Here is a 17735-nt window from a genome sequence, read left to right on the forward strand (position 1 = left end):
TCACATGTCCGAACCGACCGGTGCCGCCCGCAGGCGCGGGCCCTTCAAGGTCGGGGACCAGGTTCAGCTGACCGACCCCAAGGGCCGCCACTACACGTTCACGCTCGAGGCCGGGAAGAACTTCCACACCCACAAGGGTTCCTTCCCGCACGACGAACTGATCGGTGCTCCCGAGGGCAGCGTTGTCCGCACCACCGGGAACGTCGCCTACCTCGCTCTGCGCCCCCTGCTCCCCGACTACGTCCTGTCCATGCCCCGTGGGGCAGCCGTCGTCTACCCGAAGGACGCGGGACAGATCCTCGCCTTCGCCGACATCTTCCCCGGCGCACGCGTCGTCGAGGCCGGCGTCGGCTCCGGCTCGCTCAGCAGCTTCCTGCTGCGCGCCATCGGCGACCAGGGCATGCTGCACTCCTACGAGCGCCGCGAGGACTTCGCCGAGATCGCCCAGCAGAACGTGGAGCGCTACTTCGGCGGCCCGCACCCGGCCTGGCAGCTCACCGTCGGCGACCTCCAGGACAACCTGAGCGACCCCGACGTCGACCGCGTCATCCTCGACATGCTCGCCCCCTGGGAGTGCCTGGAGGCCGTCTCCAAGGCGCTCGTGCCCGGCGGCATCCTGTGCTGCTACGTGGCGACCACCACCCAGCTCGCCCGGACCGTCGAGTCCATCCGCGAGATCGGCTGCTTCAACGAGCCGACCTCCTGGGAGTCGATGATCCGCAACTGGCACGTCGAGGGCCTGGCCGTCCGCCCGGACCACCGGATGATCGGCCACACCGGCTTCCTGCTCACCGCCCGCCGCCTCGCCGACGGCGTCGAGCCGCCCATGCGCCGCCGCCGCCCCGCCAAGGGCGCCTACGGCGAGGACTACACCGGTCCCAACGCCGACGCGGGCGCCGGCCGCTAGAGCCTGCCCCCAGGGCGGCCTCGTGCCGCGACAACGTACAAGCGCCGTGGCCCAGTTCCCCCGGACACCCGGGAACTGGGCCACGGCGCACTCACGTTGACACGGCGCCAGAATCCGTAGCACCGGCAGCCCTGTCCACACCCCTGGAACCGGCAGCGCCCCGCACAACCGCAGAGCCGGCGGCCCCGTCCACGCGGAACCCGCAACACCAGCCATAGAGCCGGGACGCCTGAACTCCCACCCCGCCGTTCCCTCGCACTGTGACGTATGGCACCATGCAGGCCACCCCCACCGGCACAGCCCTCACGGGAGACCTTCCTAGTGCAGCAATCCGCCGTCCCGGAACTGGCACACACTCACACCCGTCCGATCCACTGGGTCGCCACCGCGACGGCGGTCGCCGGTGTCATGGCCCTCTCCTCGGTTCTGCAACCCAACCCGGCCACGGCCGCCCAGGCGGCCGGCACTCAGGCCAAAGGCGCCCCGGCCGTCACCGCGCCCCCTGATCCCGCGGGCGTGGACTTCCCGATCGAGTGCGGCCGGGTCAGGGAACTCGTGCAGAAGAAGGCTTCCGGAGACCTTGACGGCGACGGCAGTCCGGAGACGGTCGTCGTGGTGCACTGCGACGCGCCGATGGGAACTCCGCCCGACGGCGTGTACGTCCTCACTCGGGCCGCGGAGACCGGCAAGCCGCGGGTCGTCGCCACTCTGATCGATCCCAAGGACCGCCTCACCGTGACCGACTTCGCCCTCCGGGACGGAGCCGTCCTCGCGACACTCCTCGGCTACTCGTCCGCCGACGTGCCCAGTTGCTGTCCCGACGTGAAGGACAGCGCGAAGTGGCAGTGGAAGAACGACGCGTTCGTCCGCTCGACACCCGCCGGAACACAGACCGTCTGAGCCGCGCAACGTGAGTGTGTGAGAAATCCGACAGTGGTAACGCCGCGTAGCGGCAAGATCACTCGGCGTCCGGGCCGTAGATCTCGACCCTGTCCGAAACCCGACGGACGTGGATGCAGTCGCCCGGGCACTCCTTCGCGGAGTCCACCACATCCGTGAGAAGCGGCAGCGGTACGGGCGTTGTGGCGCCCTTGGCCTGGAGCAGCTCGTCGTCGGAGCCCTTCACATAGGCCAGGCCGTCGATGTCCAGCTCGAACACCTCTGGCGCGTACTGGGCGCAGATGCCGTCGCCAGTACAGAGATCCTGGTCGATCCAGACCTCCAGATCCTCGCCACCGGCCCCGGCCTCCTGCTGCACGCCCATGTCTCCTGCCGTTTCTGCGTCGAGCCGAACGGGAATCCGGCCAGCTCTGACGGGTGTTGAACGCTTCGACCCTACCTCCGGCAGCTTTCCAATCATGTTCGGTGGGTATTCACCTGGCGTGAGGGAGAGCGCAAGGGTGAAGATCGGACACACCCCGACAGTCTTTGTGATCTAGGGGTTTCAATCGACACCCACCCAGGTAGGGTCTGGAAGCGTCCAGCTCCCCTTGGAGGAGGTGAGGACCGTGGCAGCCCACGACGACGACATGAACCGCGGCATCCGCCCGGGACGAGGGTCCGAAGACCCCGCCGGGCAGGTTGCCTACCTTGAGCAGGAGATCGCCGTCCTGCGACGCAAGCTCGCCGACTCTCCGCGACACACGAGGATTCTCGAAGAGCGGATCGTCGAGCTGCAGACCAATCTGGCCGGCGTGTCCGCCCAGAACGAGCGACTCGCCAACACGCTCCGTGAGGCCCGCGACCAGATCGTGGCCCTCAAGGAGGAGGTCGACCGGCTCGCACAGCCGCCGGCCGGCTTCGGTGTCTTCCTCGTAGCGAATGAGGACGGCACGGCGGACATCTTCACCGGCGGCCGCAAGCTGCGGGTGAACGTCAGCCCGAGCGTGGAACTCGAGGAGCTCCGGCGCGGCCAGGAAGTGATGCTCAACGAGGCTCTCAACGTGGTCGAGGCCATGGAGTACGAGAGCGTCGGCGACATCGTCACCCTCAAGGAGATCCTCGAGGACGGCGAGCGCGCCCTCGTGGTGGGGCACACCGACGAGGAACGGGTGGTACGGCTCGCCGAGCCGCTGCTGGACGTGGTCATCCGCCCCGGCGACGCCCTGCTGCTCGAACCGCGCTCCGGATATGTCTACGAGGTCGTTCCCAAGAGTGAGGTCGAGGAACTCGTCCTCGAAGAGGTCCCGGACATCGGCTACGAGCAGATCGGTGGTCTCGGCGGCCAGATCGAGGCCATCCGCGACGCGGTCGAGCTCCCGTACCTCTATCCCGATCTGTTTAAGGAGCACGAACTGCGGCCGCCCAAGGGCGTCCTGCTCTACGGGCCTCCTGGATGCGGCAAGACGCTCATCGCCAAGGCCGTCGCCAACTCGCTGGCCAAGAAGGTCGCCGAGGTGACCGGACAGGCCACGGGCAAGAGCTTCTTCCTCAACATCAAGGGTCCCGAGCTCCTGAACAAGTACGTCGGCGAGACCGAGCGGCAGATCCGCCTGGTCTTCCAGCGTGCTCGTGAGAAGGCCAGCGAGGGCACTCCCGTCATCGTCTTCTTCGACGAGATGGAGTCCCTCTTCCGCACCCGTGGCTCCGGTGTCAGCTCGGACGTGGAGAACACCATCGTCCCGCAGCTGCTCGCCGAGATCGACGGCGTGGAGGGCCTGCAGAACGTGGTCGTGATCGGTGCCTCCAACCGTGAGGACATGATCGACCCCGCCATCCTGCGGCCCGGCCGGCTGGACGTGAAGATCAAGATCGAGCGTCCGGACGCCGAGGCGGCCAAGGACATCTTCGGCAAGTACCTCACCGAGCGTCTGCCGCTGCACTCCGACGACGTCGGCGAGCACAGTGGCAGCAAGGCCTCCACGGTCCAGAGCATGATCCAGACGGCCGTGGAACATATGTACGCCGAATCCGAGGAGAACCGCTTCCTGGAGGTCACCTACGCCAATGGCGACAAGGAAGTCCTTTACTTCAAGGACTTCAATTCCGGCGCCATGATCGAGAACATCGTGGGCCGCGCCAAGAAAATGGCGATCAAGGACTTCCTGGAGCACAACCAGAAGGGCCTGAGGGTCTCCCACCTCCTCCAGGCCTGCGTGGACGAGTTCAAGGAGAACGAGGACCTGCCCAACACCACCAACCCGGACGACTGGGCCCGCATCTCCGGCAAGAAGGGCGAGCGGATCGTTTACATCCGTACGCTCATCACCGGAAAGCAGGGTGCGGACACCGGACGCTCCATCGACACGGTGGCGAACACCGGTCAGTACCTGTAAAAGACAGGGCGGCTGCGGGTGCCCCTCACCGGGTACCCGCAGCCGACTGTTTTTCGGGCGAGCTGGAGCAAGGCAATGACGCAAATGATCTCCCCACCAGCGCAGAGGCGTTCTAGGCTCTTCGGTACCGCCGAGTCGCGCAGTGCGGGGACGGGCACCGCACACGCACCGGAGCGCCAGCGGTACTTGAGCGGCGCCCCCGACCGAGGGCGCCGCCGGGCAAGGAGGGCCGCATGACCGTACGGCGAGTAATGGGCATCGAGACGGAGTACGGGATCTCCGTCCCCGGTCACCCCAACGCCAATGCCATGCTCACCTCGTCCCAGATCGTCAACGCCTACGCGGCGGCGATGCACCGGGCCCGCCGGGCCCGCTGGGATTTCGAGGAGGAGAATCCGCTGCGGGACGCGCGAGGCTTCGACCTCGCCCGCGAGGCCGCCGACTCGAGCCAGCTCACCGACGAGGACATCGGCCTGGCCAACGTGATCCTCACCAACGGCGCGCGGCTCTACGTCGACCACGCACACCCCGAGTACAGCGCCCCCGAGGTCACCAACCCGCGCGACGCCGTCCTGTGGGACAAGGCCGGCGAGCGCATCATGGCCGAGGCGGCGGAGCGGGCGGCCCAGCTCCCCGGCGCCCAGCCGATCCACCTCTACAAGAACAACACCGACAACAAGGGCGCGTCCTACGGCACGCACGAGAACTACCTGATGAAGCGGGAGACCCCCTTCTCGGACATCGTGCGCCACCTGACGCCGTTCTTCGTCTCCCGCCAGGTCGTCACCGGCGCCGGCCGCGTCGGCGTCGGCCAGGACGGGCACGAGCACGGCTTCCAGCTCAGCCAGCGCGCCGACTACTTCGAGGTCGAGGTGGGCCTGGAGACCACCCTCAAGCGCCCGATCATCAACACCCGGGACGAGCCGCACGCCGACGCCGAGAAGTACCGCCGCCTGCACGTGATCATCGGCGACGCGAACCTCTCGGAGATCTCGACGTACCTGAAGCTGGGCACGACGGCCCTGGTCCTGTCCATGATCGAGGACGGCTTCATCGCCGTCGACCTGGCGGTGGACCAGCCCGTACGCACCCTCCACCAGGTCTCCCACGATCCGACGCTCAAGCGTCTGGTCACGCTCCGCAGCGGCCGGACACTCACCGCGGTCCAGTTGCAGATGGAGTACTTCGAGCTGTCGCGCAAGTACGTGGAGGAGCGGTACGGCGCGGACGCCGACGACCAGACCAAGGACGTCCTGGCCCGTTGGGAGGACACCCTCAACCGGCTGGAGAACGACCCCATGAGCCTGGCCGGCGAGCTGGACTGGGTCGCCAAGCGGGAGCTCATGGAGGGCTACCGGCGCCGCGACAACCTTGACTGGGACGCCGCCCGGCTGCACCTGGTCGACCTGCAGTACGCCGACGTGCGCCCCGAGAAGGGCCTCTACAACCGTCTGGCGGCCCGCGGCCGCATCAAGCGGCTGCTGACCGACGACGAGGTCGAGCGGGCCCGTACGAAGCCGCCGGAGGACACGCGTGCGTACTTCCGCGGCCGCTGCCTGGAGCAGTACGCCGACGACGTCGCCGCGGCCTCCTGGGACTCCGTGATCTTCGACCTGCCGGGCCGGGACTCGCTCCAGCGCGTTCCAACCCTGGAACCGCTTCGCGGAACGCGAAATCACGTAAAGGAGCTCCTGGACCGTTGCCGGACGGCAGAAGACCTGGTCAGGGTACTGTCGGGCAACTGAGGGGTACCCGGGGCCGACTCGGCCCCACAGGGTGGAATCCCCGCCGTACGGGAATCATCGAGGTGGTCCCCGGACGTTGAGGGAACTGCGGGGCCGATGTCGGACCCTGCTTGTAGGGTCTGATCAAGAACGTCGAACCGAGCGGGGTGAGGGTTATGGCGACCAAGGACACCGGCGGCGGACAGCAGAAGGCGACGCGCAACACCGAGGAGGTCGAGGAGGCGCCCGAGGCGCAGGCATCCGAAGACCTCAAGGAGCGCCAGGAGAAGCTGAGCGACGACGTCGACTCGGTACTGGACGAGATCGACGACGTCCTCGAGGAGAACGCTGAGGACTTCGTGCGTTCCTTCGTGCAAAAGGGCGGTCAGTAACGCCCGTTGTCCGTCCCGGAGTCGGCTTGCGCACAGCAGGTCGTCGCCGGGACGGATGACCGGCGTGGGCACGGGTATGGTCCGTGCACAGATTTGATGATCGGCTCGGCCGTCCCCGGCTGGCCGCCGCCTTACGTGGAAGGAATCGCGTGGAAGCCAACCCTCGTAGCACCGGGCGTCTGCCGGCTGCCTTCCTGACGCCCGGCTCGTCCTCCTTCATGGACTTCCTGTCCGAACACCAGCCGGAGATTCTTCCGGGCAACCGGCAGCTCCCGCCCACCCAGGGCGTGATCGAGGCGCCGCACGGCACCACGATCGTGGCCGTGACGTTCCCCGGCGGTGTCGTGCTCGCCGGTGACCGGCGCGCCACGATGGGCAACGTCATCGCACAGCGCGACATCGAGAAGGTCTTCCCGGCCGACGAGTACTCGGCCGTCGGCATCGCCGGCACCGCCGGTCTCGCGGTCGAGATGGTCAAGCTCTTCCAGCTGGAGCTGGAGCACTTCGAGAAGGTCGAGGGTGCACAGCTCTCCCTGGAGGGCAAGGCGAACCGCCTGTCGACCATGATCCGTTCCAACCTCGCCATGGCCATGCAGGGCCTGGCCGTGGTCCCGCTCTTCGCCGGGTTCGACGTGGACCGCGGCAAGGGCCGCATCTTCTCCTACGACGTCACCGGCGGCCGCTCCGAGGAGCACAACTTCGCCGCCACCGGCTCCGGGTCGGTCTTCGCCCGCGGTGCCATGAAGAAGTTCTTCCATGACGGCCTGACCGAGGCCGAGGCCACCATGCTCGTGGTGCAGGCCCTCTACGACGCGGCAGACGACGACTCGGCGACCGGCGGTCCCGATGTCGCGCGCCGGATCTACCCCATCGTCACCGTGATCACCGAGGACGGCTTCCGCCGGCTCGACGAGGACGAGTCCTCCGAGATCGCCCGCTCGATCCTGGAGCGGCGCCTGGAGCAGCCCGACGGCCCGCGCGCCGCGCTGCTCTAGCCGGCGGGCCGGTACTTACCAAGGTGATCCAGGGAATTCGACGGAACTCAGAAGAGAGGGACGGATAACCGGTGTCGACGCCGTTCTATGTCTCACCCCAGCAGGCCATGGCCGACCGGGCGGAGTACGCCCGCAAGGGCATCGCCCGTGGCCGCAGCCTGGTCGTGCTGCAGTACGCCGACGGCATCGTCTTCGTCGGCGAGAACCCGTCCCGCGCGCTGCACAAGTTCAGCGAGATCTACGACCGGATCGGCTTCGCGGCCGCCGGCAAGTACAACGAGTACGAGAACCTCCGCATCGGCGGCGTCCGGTACGCCGACCTGCGGGGCTACACCTACGACCGTGACGACGTGACGGCCCGAGGCCTGGCCAACGTCTACGCACAGACCTTGGGCACGATCTTCTCGTCCGCGGCCGAGAAGCCGTACGAGGTGGAGCTGGTCGTCGCCGAGGTCGGGGAGACGCCCGAGGGCGACCAGATCTACCGGCTGCCGCACGACGGTTCGATCGTGGACGAGCACGGCTCGGTCGCGGTCGGCGGCAACGCCGAGACGATCAGCAGCTACCTGGACCAGCGTCACGAGGACGGCATGTCGCTCGCCGGGGCGCTGAAGCTGGCCGTCCAGGCGCTGTCCCGGGACACCAACGGCAGCGAGCGGGAGATCCCCGCCGAGCGCCTGGAGGTCGCGGTGCTGGACCGTACGCGTCCGCAGAAGCGCAAGTTCAAGCGCATCGTCGGAGGGCAGCTGGGCCGGCTGCTGGAGGCCGGCGGAGCGACCACCGAGGCGGAGAGCGCCGAGGAACCCGACGAGAAGTAGCCCGTCCCGCTTCCGATGTGCCCCGGCCGACCCTCGGCCGGGGCACAGGCGCGTCAGGAGGCGCTCGGCGGCCCCGTGGAGCCCCGCACGACCAGCTCGACGGGAATGTCCCCCGCCTCGGGAGTACGGCCCTCCAGGACCGCCAGCAGGGCCTGCATGCCGCGCTCGCCGAACAGCTCGGCGTCCAGCCGTACGGTCGTCAGCTCCGGGTCGATGGCCGTGGCCAGGGCGAGGTCGTCGAGCCCGGTGACGGACACGTCGTCGGGGACGCGCAGACCCAGGCGCCGCAGCGCCTTGTAGGCGCCGGCGGCGAGCTTGTCGTCGTCGCAGACCAGCGCCGTCGGTCGCGGGCCCGGGGCGGCGAGAGCGGCCTCGGCGGCGGCCAGGGCGCCCTCGATGGAGATCGGCGCGTGGGCCGCGCGCAGCGAGGTGCCGGGCACCTCGCCGACCCGGGCGGCCAGCTCGCGGGCGCGCACCTCGAAGGTCCAGGACGGCACGTCCGCCGCCAGGTGCAGGAAGCGGCGGTGTCCCAGGCCCAGGAGGTGCTCGGCGACCTGTCGCACGCCGTCGGTGATGTCCAGGTTGACCGTGGCCACGCCGAGGCTCCCCGACGGGTCGCTGTCCAGCATCACCAACGGCAGCTGGTCGCCGCGGATCGCGGAGAGGGCGTCGGCGGCCATGGAGGAGGCGATGACGCCGTCCAGGGCGGCCTGCGCGGAGGCGAAGGGGTCCCGGGCGGGGCCGATGCCTTCGGGGGAGGGGTACAGGACCACCCCGAAGCCGTGTTCGGCGGCGACCCGGGCCGCGCCCGTGTAGACGCCGGCGAAGAACTCGGTCGTCAGCGCGGGGACCACCAGCAGCACCGTGCGGGTACGGCCCAGGCGCAGGTTGCGGGCGGCCAGATTGGGCCGGTAGCCCAGCTCGCGGGCGGCCTCCCGGACGCGTTCGGCGGTGGTCTCCGACACCCGCCCGCGCCACTTGTCGCCCAGGACCAGGGAGACCGCGGCCTGGGAGACGCCGGCGGCCTGGGCGACGTCACGGCTCGTGGGGCGGGTGCTGCCTCGTGCCACCGGCTGCCTGCTCCTTCGTCTGGACGCGTGGACAGCGCACATGGTACGTATGACAGAGGACGTTATACGTAACACGCGAAGTGTGATCGGCAAGCGTCAACCGCGAGGGAAGGACGGGACAGGGCCGTGGGATACCTGGAGATCCTCAGGGCGAGGCACGCCGCCCGGCTGCTCGTCGGCACCCTCGTGGGGAGGCTGCCGAACGCCACCGCCGCGATCGCGATCGTGCTGTTCGTCCGCGCGGAGGGCGGCTCCTACAGCCTGGCCGGGGCACTCGTGGCCGTGTACGGCGTGGCCAACGCGGTGGGTCAGCCGGTGCTGGGGCGGCTCGTGGATCTCCACGGCCAGCCGCGCGTCCAGTTGTCCGCCGCCGTCCTGTCGGCCCTCGCGATGGCCGCCTTCGCCTTCACCGGCACCGAGCCGCTGCCCCTGGCCTACGCCGCAGTGGCGGCCGCCGGGCTGTTCACACCGCCCCTGGAGGGCGGTCTGCGCGCGCTGTGGTCCAGCGTCCTGCGCAAGGAGGGCCAGGTGCACACGGCGTACGCCATGGACGCCGTGGCGCAGGAAGTCATGTTCACCGCGGGCCCCTTGCTCGTGACCCTGTGCACCTCGCTGTGGTCGGCGCAGGCCGCGCTGCTCGTCCTGAACGTCATCGGGGTGCTCGGCGCGCTCTCCGTGTCCGTCTCGCCGCCCTCGCGCGCGTGGCGGTCGGCGCCCCGCGAGGCGCACTGGCTCGGCGCACTGCGCTCGCCGGGACTCCTCGCCCTGCTGGGCGCGCTCTTCTTCGTCGGCATCGCGCTCGGCTCGATCACCGTGGCCTCCGTCTCCTACGCCGACGACAACGGCGGCGACGTGGTGTACGGCTGGCTGATGGCGGGCATCGGCCTCGGAGCGCTCATCGGCGGCCTGTCCTACGGGGCGCGGCAGTGGACCGGCGAACCGGTGCGGCGACTGCAGGCCCTGGTGGCCCTTCTGGCGGTGTGTTACCTGCCACTGATGCTGATACCGGGCGCGGTGGCCATGACGCTGCTCACGGTCCTCGCGGGCGTCTTCCTCGCGCCCGTCATCGCCTGCGCGTTCGTCCTCGTCGACCGGCACGCACCGCGCGGGACGGTCACCGAGGCGTTCTCCTGGCTGGTGACGACGTTCACCGTGGGCACGTCCGTCGGAACGGGCCTCACGGGGCCGGTCGTCGAGGCCGGCGGCGCCCTGTGGGGGTTCGCCGTACCGGGCGCCGCGGGAGCCGTGTCGCTGCTCGTTCTGCTGGCCACGCGGCGGGTCCTCGCAGCTTCCGCCGGGGGCACGGTGGTTGCGGCTTCATCGGAAAATGATCCAAACCGTGCTGTCGAACCCCGTTTCAGCTCGGGGGATCGGGCGTAATGTTCACTCATGGACCGCCGCATTTTCGGGCTGGAGAACGAGTACGGCGTCACGTGTACGTTCAGGGGACAGCGACGCCTGTCTCCCGACGAGGTGGCGCGGTACCTCTTCCGCCGTGTCGTGTCATGGGGCCGCAGCAGCAATGTCTTTCTGCGGAACGGTGCCCGCCTCTATCTCGATGTCGGGTCACATCCGGAATACGCGACACCCGAATGTGACAACGTGACCGAACTGGTCACCCACGACAAAGCAGGCGAGCGCATTCTGGAAGGACTCCTGGTAGACGCCGAACGACGCCTGCACGAGGAAGGAATCGCGGGCGACGTCTACCTCTTCAAGAACAACACCGACTCGGCGGGCAACTCCTACGGTTGTCACGAGAACTATCTGGTGGCCCGGCACGGGGAGTTCTCCCGGCTCGCCGACATCCTGATTCCGTTCCTCGTCACGAGGCAGCTTCTCTGCGGCGCCGGCAAGGTGCTGCAGACCCCGCGGGGCGCGGTGTACTGCGTCAGCCAGCGGGCCGAGCACATCTGGGAGGGCGTCTCCTCGGCGACGACCCGCTCCCGGCCGATCATCAACACCCGCGACGAACCGCACGCCGACGCCGAGCGCTACCGCCGCCTGCACGTGATCGTGGGCGACTCCAACATGTCCGAGACGACCATGCTGCTCAAGGTCGGCGCCACCGACCTGGTACTGCGCATGATCGAGGCCGGCACCGTGATGCGCGACCTGACCCTGGAGAACCCGATCCGGGCGATCCGCGAGGTCAGCCACGACATCACCGGCCGCCGCAAGGTCCGCCTGGCCAGCGGCCGCGAGGCCTCCGCCCTGGAGGTGCAGCGCGAGTACTTCGAGAAGGCCGTGGACTTCTGCGAGCGCCGCGGCATCCGCACCGGCACCGTGGAGCAGGTCCTGGAGCTGTGGGGCCGTACGCTCGACGCGATCGAGGCCGAGGACCTCGACCGGATCGGCACCGAGATCGACTGGGTCATGAAGTACAAGCTCATCGAGCGGTACCGGGCCAAGCACAACATGACCATGTCCCACCCGCGGGTCGCGCAGATAGACCTCGCCTACCACGACATCCACCGCCGTCGTGGCCTGTACTACCTGCTGGAGAAGAAGGGCCAAGCCGCCCGGATCTGCAACGACTTGAAGATCTTCGAAGGCAAGTCGGTGCCACCGCAGACCACTCGGGCGCGCCTGCGCGGCGACTTCATCCGGCGGGCGCAGGAACAGCGCCGTGACTTCACGGTCGACTGGGTCCACCTCAAGCTCAACGACCAGGCTCAGCGCACAGTGTTGTGCAAGGACCCGTTCCGTTCGGTGGACGACCGGGTCGAGAAGCTGATCGCCGGAATGTGAGCAACCCGTTCCGAAGGAACATTCGGAACGCAACACGGGCGCCGTACGTTTCACGTACGGCGCCCTTCTCACGCCGTAGAGTTGCGCGCACGCCATCAACAAGATCGACCGATTACGAGGCCCCCACCGTGCGCCGACGCTCACTTCTCATCGCCGTACCCACAGGACTGGTCGCACTCGCCGGATGTGGTGACGACGAGTCCGGATCGAGCGGGGCGAGCGACACAGCGTCGCCCTCGCCGTCGGGCTCGGCGTCCGTTCCGGCGCCGAAGATCGTCGACGGTCCCCTTCCGGCGATCACCGCGGGCACGAAGTTCGGCGAGAAGCCCACCGTCGCCAAGGGCAGCGGCGACCCCTCCAAGGACCTCGCGGTGAAGACGGTCATCGCGGGCAGCGGCACCACCGTGGCCGAGAACGACTACATCCAGGCGAACTACCTCGGGCAGATCTGGGACACGGCGAAGGTCTTCGACAACTCCTACGACCGCAAGACGCCCCTGCTCATCCAGCTCGCCTCGGGCAGCATCATCGACGGCTGGCGGTATGGCCTGACCGGCAAGAAGACCGGCAGCCGCGTCCAGCTCGCGGTCCCGCCGACCTGGGGGTACGGCAAGCAGGGCTACGCGGAGGGCGGCATCAAGGGCACCGACACGCTGGTCTTCGTCGTCGACCTGGTGGAGTCGTTCAACGCCAAGAGCTCCGCCAAGGGCACGGACGTCGCCCAGGACAACGTGGACCTGCCGAAGGTCGGCACCAACACCGACGGCAAGGCGCCCTCCGTCGAGGTCCCCAAGAGCGCCGCGCCGACGAAGCTGGTCGCGAACTACGTCATCGAGGGTGACGGCGACGAGGTCGCCGCCGAGAACACCGTCCTCGTGCAGTACAAGGGCGTCCTGTGGGACACCGGCAAGGAGTTCGACTCGACGTACGGCCGCAAGGCGCTGACGTCGTTCTCGCTCCAGCAGGTCGTCAAGGGCTGGTCGCAGGGCCTGACCGGCAAGAAGGTCGGCAGCCGGGTCCTCATCGTCGTCCCGCCGGACCTGGGCTACGGCGACAGCCCGCCGGCCGGCAGCGAGATCAAGAAGGACTCCACGCTGGTCTTCACGGTCGACATCCTCGCGAAGATGTGACCCCACCGAGATGTAAGACTGTGCCTGTTGCCTTTCCGTACAACGCACTTTCCGTACACACGCAGGAGCTAGAGACGTGAGCATCGACAAGCCCGAGATCGACTTCCCGGGCGGCGAGCCCCCGGCGGACCTGGAGATCAAGGACATCTGGGAGGGCGACGGCGAGGTGGCGCAGGCGGGCCAGACCGTCACCGTCCACTACGTGGGCGTTGCCTTCAGCACCGGCGAGGAGTTCGACGCCAGCTGGAACCGCGGCACTCCCTTCCGCTTCCCGCTGGGCGGCGGCCGGGTCATCAAGGGCTGGGACCAGGGCGTGCAGGGCATGAAGGTCGGCGGCCGCCGCCAGCTGACCATCCCCGCCCACCTCGCCTACGGCAACCAGAGCCCGACCCCGGCGATCAAGCCCGGCGAGACCCTGATCTTCGTGGTCGACCTCCTCGGCGTCTGACTCCTCGGGGTCTGATCGTCGTACGACCGGTCTCGATCACCTGGGGCCCATGCCTGTCCGGGCATGGGCCCTCGGCTTTTGCCCCGCCACTTCGGGGCGGTACGGTCATCGTCCGTAAGCACCATAGGGAGGCGAAGGGCGTCGATGGCCATTGCCAAGGCCGAGCGACTGATGAACCTGGCGCTGTGTCTGCTCGGGACGCGGCGGCCGCTGAGCAAACGCGAGCTGCGTGAGTCCATCGAGGCCTATCTGGAAGCCGGCTCGGACGACTCCTTCAACCGGATGTTCGAGCGCGACAAGGACGATCTGCGCGAACTCGGCCTGGTCATCGAGACCGTCGAGAACCTGGACGGCGAGGTCGGCTACCTCGCCCGCCGCGACAGCAACCGCCTCCCGCCCGTCACCCTGGACGCCGAGGAGGCCGCCGCCCTCGGGCTGGCCGCCAAGGTCTGGCAGCAGGCCCGGCTCGCCGGCGCGGCCAGCGGCGCCCTGCAGAAGCTGCGCGCCGCGGGACTCCCTGAGGACTTCGACCCGTACGAGACCCATGGCGCCCTCGAGCCGCGCATCCCGGTGCACGAGGCCGCCTTCGAGCCCCTGATGCTGGCCTGCCGCGACCGCCGCCCGGTCGTCTTCGACTACCGCAAGGCCACCGCCGCCCACCCCGAGCCCCGGCACGTCGAGCCGTGGGCGCTGGAGTGCTGGCGCGGCCACTGGTACCTGGCGGGCTGGGACCGCGACCGCAGTGCCGAGCGGGTGTTCCGGCTGTCCCGGATCACCGGCAAGGTGCGCACCCGTGGCGCCCGGTTCACCGCCCCCGTGCCCGATGTCGTCACCGTCCGGGAGACCGTCGCGAGCTGGGCCGGCGAGACCGCCGACCGCTCCGCGCTGATCCGGCTGCGCGCCGGTGCGGGCTACCCCCTGCGGGCCAAGGCCGCCTCGGTACGGGAACTGGGGGACGGCTGGGACGAGCTGGAGATTCCGTACGGCCATGGGCTGGATGCCTGGCTGGTGGAGTTCGGGCCGGACGTGGTGGTCCTGGAACCCGCCGAACTACGGGCCGACGTGGTGGACCGGCTGCGTGCCGTGGCCAAGGGCTGAGGGGGGCGTACGAGAGTGGTGGGAAAACCGGCCAGGCCGGCCAATGCCATCGACCAGACCCGGCGGATGCTCTCCCTGATGACGTATCTGAGGGAGCGTCCCGGCGCCCGGGTCGAGGACGTCGCCCGGGCCTTCGGGATCACCGAGGACGAGCTGGTCTCCGACCTCGACGTGCTGCCCATGTGCGGCACCAGCTTCCGCGGCGGCGATCTGCTCGACATCGACACCGACGGCGAGCGCATCTGGTGGCACAACCCCGATGACGTCGCCGAGCCGCTCCGGCTCGCCTCCGACGAGGCCACCGCGCTGCTGGTCGCCGCCCGCGCCGTGTCCACGCTGCCCGGCCTGCGCGAGAGCGACCGGCAGGCACTGCTGCGGGCCACCGCCAAGGTGGAGGCCGCGGCCGGCGAGCAGGCGGGGGCGAGCTCCCGGCTGTCCGTGACCTTCGAATCGGAGGGCGGCGTCTTCGCGGACGTCGACCGGGCCATCTCCGAGCGCCGCCGCCTGTGGATCCGCTACTACTCGCCCGCCCGCGACGAGGTCACCGAGCGCGAGATCGACCCGATCCGCCTGGTCAGCGTCGGTCACACCTACGTCGAGGCCTGGTGCCGCCGCTCGGAGGCGCGCCGTACCTTCCGGCTCGACCGGGTCGCCGAGATCAAGATCCTCGACGAGCCGTCCGCACCGCCCGAGATCGAGCTGCGGGACCTGTCCGAGGGGCTGGTGCAGCCCGCCGCCGAGGACCCGGAGGTCGTCGTCGAGGTCGGACCCGGCGGGCGCTGGGTCGCCGAGTACTACCCGCACGACAGTGCGGATGAGCTTCCGGACGGCGGGCTGCGTATCACTCTGCGCACCCCGGAACCCGCCTCGCTCAAGCGGCTGGCCCTGCGGCTCGGGCGCGAGGGCCGGATCGTCTCGCCGCGAGACCTCGCCGACAGCGCCCGCGAGGCGGCCCGCGAGGCGCTGGCGGCGTACGACGGGGTCGAGGCGCACGGCGCTCATGGCGCCCACGCGGTTCAGGACGGTCAGCACGGCAGGCAGGAGCAGGAGCTTTGAGCGAGTCGTCGATGTCAGGCATGGGAATGTCGGTGGCCGCCGCGTTCGCCGGAATGAAGAGTGTGACGCCGGTGACGTTCAGGGCCGGCTGCCCGGACTGCCGGGGCCGCTTCGAGCTCACCGCGAACGCCCTGCGCCTGGCCATCGGCGCCAGCAGCCGCACCACCTTCTACTCCTTCACCTGCCCCGACTGCGGAGCGGCCGTCCGCAAGCCCGCGGGCGAGCGGATCGTCGAGCTGCTGACGGGCGGCGGGGTCAGGACCCTGCGCCTGCACTCCACCCTCTAGGCTCGGCCCATGTTCTGGCCGATGTTCGCGGTAGCAGTGGGTTTTCTGGGTCTCGCCGTTCTCGGTGTGCTCGCCGTACGCGTCTTCCTGGAGGCGCAGCGTCTGGGCAGGCAGGTCACGGACTCGGCGCGGCGCATCAACCGGGCCGCGGAGGATCTGGAGCGGGCCTCCATGAGCGCGGCCCGCTCCGTGGATTCGCTGTGAGTCGTCCAGAGTGTCCCCTGTGAGTCGTGGGTGTGAGTCGCGGGTGTGATGCGCTTTGGGCCACTTCGCCCTGTCAACTTGGTGGTTCCGGCAGGTACTCTGCATGTCGCGGTCCGGAGAACGAGGCCCGGGCCGCGGACCGGGAGTACGCACAGGGATTGCCAGGCGTTTACCCCTGAGCGTTACGATCGCTGTCAAGCACGGTCGGTCGGACACATGTCCGACCGGTCGGACAGCACCCCACCCCAGCCGCCTCGGTGAGAAGGTAAAGACTTATGTTCGGAAGGCTCGGCGCCCCCGAGATCATTCTCATCCTCGTCGTCATCATCCTGCTGTTCGGCGCCAAGAAGCTTCCGGACATGGCGCGCTCGCTCGGCAAGTCCGCGCGGATCCTCAAGAGCGAGGCCAAGGCGATGAAGACCGAGGGTCAGGACAACGCGTCCGCTCCCGCTGCGCCGCCGCACGACGACCAGCAGCCCCCCGTCCAGCGCACCATCCAGGCCGCCCCCGGTGACGTGACCAGCTCCCGCCCGGTCACCGAGCCGACGGACACGACCAAGCGCTGACGCAGGGCCGGTGACCTCCGGCCCTCCGCACGAGATGGGAACGTGGGTTGCTGAAGTCTGCCCGCCAAGAGGAGAAGGATCCCGAGGGGCGGATGCCCCTCGCGGAGCACCTTCGTGAGCTTCGCAACCGGCTCGCGAAGGCGATGCTGGCCATCGTCGCCGTCACTGTCGTTGCCGCCTTCTTCTACAACGACATCATCAATCTCATCACCAGGCCGATCCTGGACTCGGTCGGCTGTGAGCAGACCTTCGAGCAGCTGTCCAAGTCGAAGTCCAGCGAGCCGTGCGCGCAGATCACCATCAACGGTCTGCTCACCCCCTTCACCCTGGCGTTGAAGGTGTCGCTGATGGCCGGTGTGGTCCTGGCCTCGCCGGTGTGGCTCTACCAGCTGTGGGCGTTCGTCGCGCCCGGCCTGCACCGCCACGAGAAGAAGTACGCCTACGCGTTCGTCGGCACCGGGGCCCCCCTGTTCCTGGGCGGCGCCTACTTCGCCTACACGGTGCTGCCCACCACGGCGAAGGTGCTGCTCGAGTTCACACCGGCCGACGCTTCCAACCTGCTGCCGCTGGACGACCTGCTCGATCTCGTCATCCGCATGGTGCTCGTCTTCGGTCTCTCCTTCGAGCTGCCCCTGCTGCTGGTCTTCCTCAACCTCACCGGGGCGATCACCGGTAAGCGGATGGTCGGCTGGTGGCGCGGCATGATCATGGGCATCACGGTGTTCGCGGCTGTCGCCACGCCCAGCACCGACCCGCTGACGATGCTGGCGCTGGCCGGACCGATCTGGATCCTGTACTTCGGTGCGGTCGCCTTCTCCCTGGTCAACGACCGCCGCAGGCGCCGCCGTGACGCGCTCGGCCCCGCCGACGACGAGGCCTCAGAGCTGGACCTCACCCCTGAGGACATCGGGGACGTGGAGACCGTCTCGGCCAGCCGGGCGCTGCCCGAGCAGGCGAGCACGGAGCGGGTCAACGGTTATGACGACGTGACCTGACCGAGCGGCCCGCCCTTGT

Annotated in this window: 19 protein-coding genes; 17 read left to right on the forward strand and 2 right to left on the reverse strand. The window is 69.0% G+C overall.

From position 1 onward, the window contains the following. Positions 1-4: 4 nt before the first annotated feature. Both OG252_RS39940 and OG252_RS39945 read left to right on the forward strand, forming a co-directional pair. A complete protein-coding gene (locus OG252_RS39940) occupies positions 5-907 on the forward strand; it encodes a tRNA (adenine-N1)-methyltransferase (protein ID WP_266442558.1) in 903 nt (300 codons plus the stop codon). Between the two features lie 321 nt (positions 908-1228). Continuing rightward, on the forward strand, positions 1229-1807 hold the full coding sequence (locus OG252_RS39945; protein ID WP_266442561.1) for a hypothetical protein: 579 nt from the start codon (positions 1229-1231) through the stop codon (positions 1805-1807). Between the two features lie 58 nt (positions 1808-1865). Here the strand turns inward: OG252_RS39945 and OG252_RS39950 are convergent, their stop codons facing one another. Beyond that, entirely contained in the window at positions 1866-2171 is a 306-nt protein-coding gene (locus OG252_RS39950; RefSeq protein ID WP_266442566.1) for a ferredoxin, read from the reverse strand. Positions 2172-2415: 244 nt separating this feature from the next. On the opposite strand from OG252_RS39950, the gene arc reads away from it, so the two are divergent. The 5 genes from arc (at position 2416) to prcA (ending at position 8111) form a co-directional block, all read left to right on the forward strand. Next, positions 2416-4182 (forward strand): proteasome ATPase, encoded by a 1767-nt coding sequence (arc, locus tag OG252_RS39955; protein ID WP_266442570.1) that lies wholly within the window; start codon positions 2416-2418, stop codon positions 4180-4182. A gap of 233 nt (positions 4183-4415) precedes the next feature. Next, on the forward strand, positions 4416-5927 hold the full coding sequence (gene dop / locus OG252_RS39960; RefSeq protein WP_345564015.1) for a depupylase/deamidase Dop: 1512 nt from the start codon (positions 4416-4418) through the stop codon (positions 5925-5927). A 155-nt stretch (positions 5928-6082) separates the two neighbouring features. Beyond that, the gene (locus OG252_RS39965; RefSeq protein WP_030038375.1) at positions 6083-6298 is read left to right on the forward strand and encodes a ubiquitin-like protein Pup; all 216 of its coding nucleotides are present in this window, start codon (positions 6083-6085) and stop codon (positions 6296-6298) included. A gap of 149 nt (positions 6299-6447) precedes the next feature. Then, the gene (gene prcB, locus OG252_RS39970) at positions 6448-7293 is read left to right on the forward strand and encodes a proteasome subunit beta (RefSeq protein ID WP_266442578.1); all 846 of its coding nucleotides are present in this window, start codon (positions 6448-6450) and stop codon (positions 7291-7293) included. 71 nt (positions 7294-7364) lie between these two features. Further along, positions 7365-8111 (forward strand): proteasome subunit alpha, encoded by a 747-nt coding sequence (gene prcA / locus OG252_RS39975; RefSeq protein WP_266442580.1) that lies wholly within the window; start codon positions 7365-7367, stop codon positions 8109-8111. 53 nt (positions 8112-8164) lie between these two features. Here prcA and OG252_RS39980 read toward each other — a convergent pair whose 3' ends face one another. After that, positions 8165-9181: a LacI family DNA-binding transcriptional regulator gene (locus OG252_RS39980; RefSeq protein WP_266442583.1), complete on the reverse strand. Its 1017-nt coding sequence runs from the start codon at positions 9179-9181 to the stop codon at positions 8165-8167. A 126-nt stretch (positions 9182-9307) separates the two neighbouring features. Here OG252_RS39980 and OG252_RS39985 point away from each other — a divergent pair, with 126 nt between their 5' ends. The 10 genes from OG252_RS39985 (at position 9308) to tatC (ending at position 17716) form a co-directional block, all read left to right on the forward strand. Next, positions 9308-10561, forward strand: coding sequence for an MFS transporter (locus tag OG252_RS39985; RefSeq protein WP_266442585.1), 1254 nt, complete (start codon positions 9308-9310; stop codon positions 10559-10561). A 9-nt stretch (positions 10562-10570) separates the two neighbouring features. Continuing rightward, complete coding sequence (pafA, locus tag OG252_RS39990) at positions 10571-11932, forward strand: Pup--protein ligase (RefSeq protein ID WP_121404192.1); 1362 nt, start codon at positions 10571-10573, stop codon at positions 11930-11932. 128 nt (positions 11933-12060) lie between these two features. Further along, complete coding sequence (locus OG252_RS39995) at positions 12061-13062, forward strand: FKBP-type peptidyl-prolyl cis-trans isomerase (protein ID WP_266442591.1); 1002 nt, start codon at positions 12061-12063, stop codon at positions 13060-13062. 76 nt (positions 13063-13138) lie between these two features. Further along, positions 13139-13510: an FKBP-type peptidyl-prolyl cis-trans isomerase gene (locus OG252_RS40000; RefSeq protein WP_030835713.1), complete on the forward strand. Its 372-nt coding sequence runs from the start codon at positions 13139-13141 to the stop codon at positions 13508-13510. Positions 13511-13654: 144 nt separating this feature from the next. After that, complete coding sequence (locus tag OG252_RS40005) at positions 13655-14608, forward strand: helix-turn-helix transcriptional regulator (protein WP_266442596.1); 954 nt, start codon at positions 13655-13657, stop codon at positions 14606-14608. 15 nt (positions 14609-14623) lie between these two features. Continuing rightward, the gene (locus tag OG252_RS40010; protein WP_266442599.1) at positions 14624-15664 is read left to right on the forward strand and encodes a helix-turn-helix transcriptional regulator; all 1041 of its coding nucleotides are present in this window, start codon (positions 14624-14626) and stop codon (positions 15662-15664) included. 11 nt (positions 15665-15675) lie between these two features. After that, complete coding sequence (locus OG252_RS40015; protein WP_406491735.1) at positions 15676-15951, forward strand: hypothetical protein; 276 nt, start codon at positions 15676-15678, stop codon at positions 15949-15951. Between the two features lie 9 nt (positions 15952-15960). Continuing rightward, the gene (locus OG252_RS40020; RefSeq protein WP_266442604.1) at positions 15961-16155 is read left to right on the forward strand and encodes a hypothetical protein; all 195 of its coding nucleotides are present in this window, start codon (positions 15961-15963) and stop codon (positions 16153-16155) included. A gap of 275 nt (positions 16156-16430) precedes the next feature. Further along, on the forward strand, positions 16431-16721 hold the full coding sequence (gene tatA, locus OG252_RS40025) for a Sec-independent protein translocase subunit TatA (protein ID WP_266442606.1): 291 nt from the start codon (positions 16431-16433) through the stop codon (positions 16719-16721). Positions 16722-16768: 47 nt separating this feature from the next. Then, on the forward strand, positions 16769-17716 hold the full coding sequence (tatC, locus tag OG252_RS40030) for a twin-arginine translocase subunit TatC (RefSeq protein ID WP_266442608.1): 948 nt from the start codon (positions 16769-16771) through the stop codon (positions 17714-17716). Positions 17717-17735: the final 19 nt, after the last annotated feature.

It is taken from the genome of Streptomyces sp. NBC_01352, assembly GCF_036237295.1.
In the GTDB taxonomy this organism is placed as follows: domain Bacteria; phylum Actinomycetota; class Actinomycetes; order Streptomycetales; family Streptomycetaceae; genus Streptomyces; species Streptomyces plumbiresistens.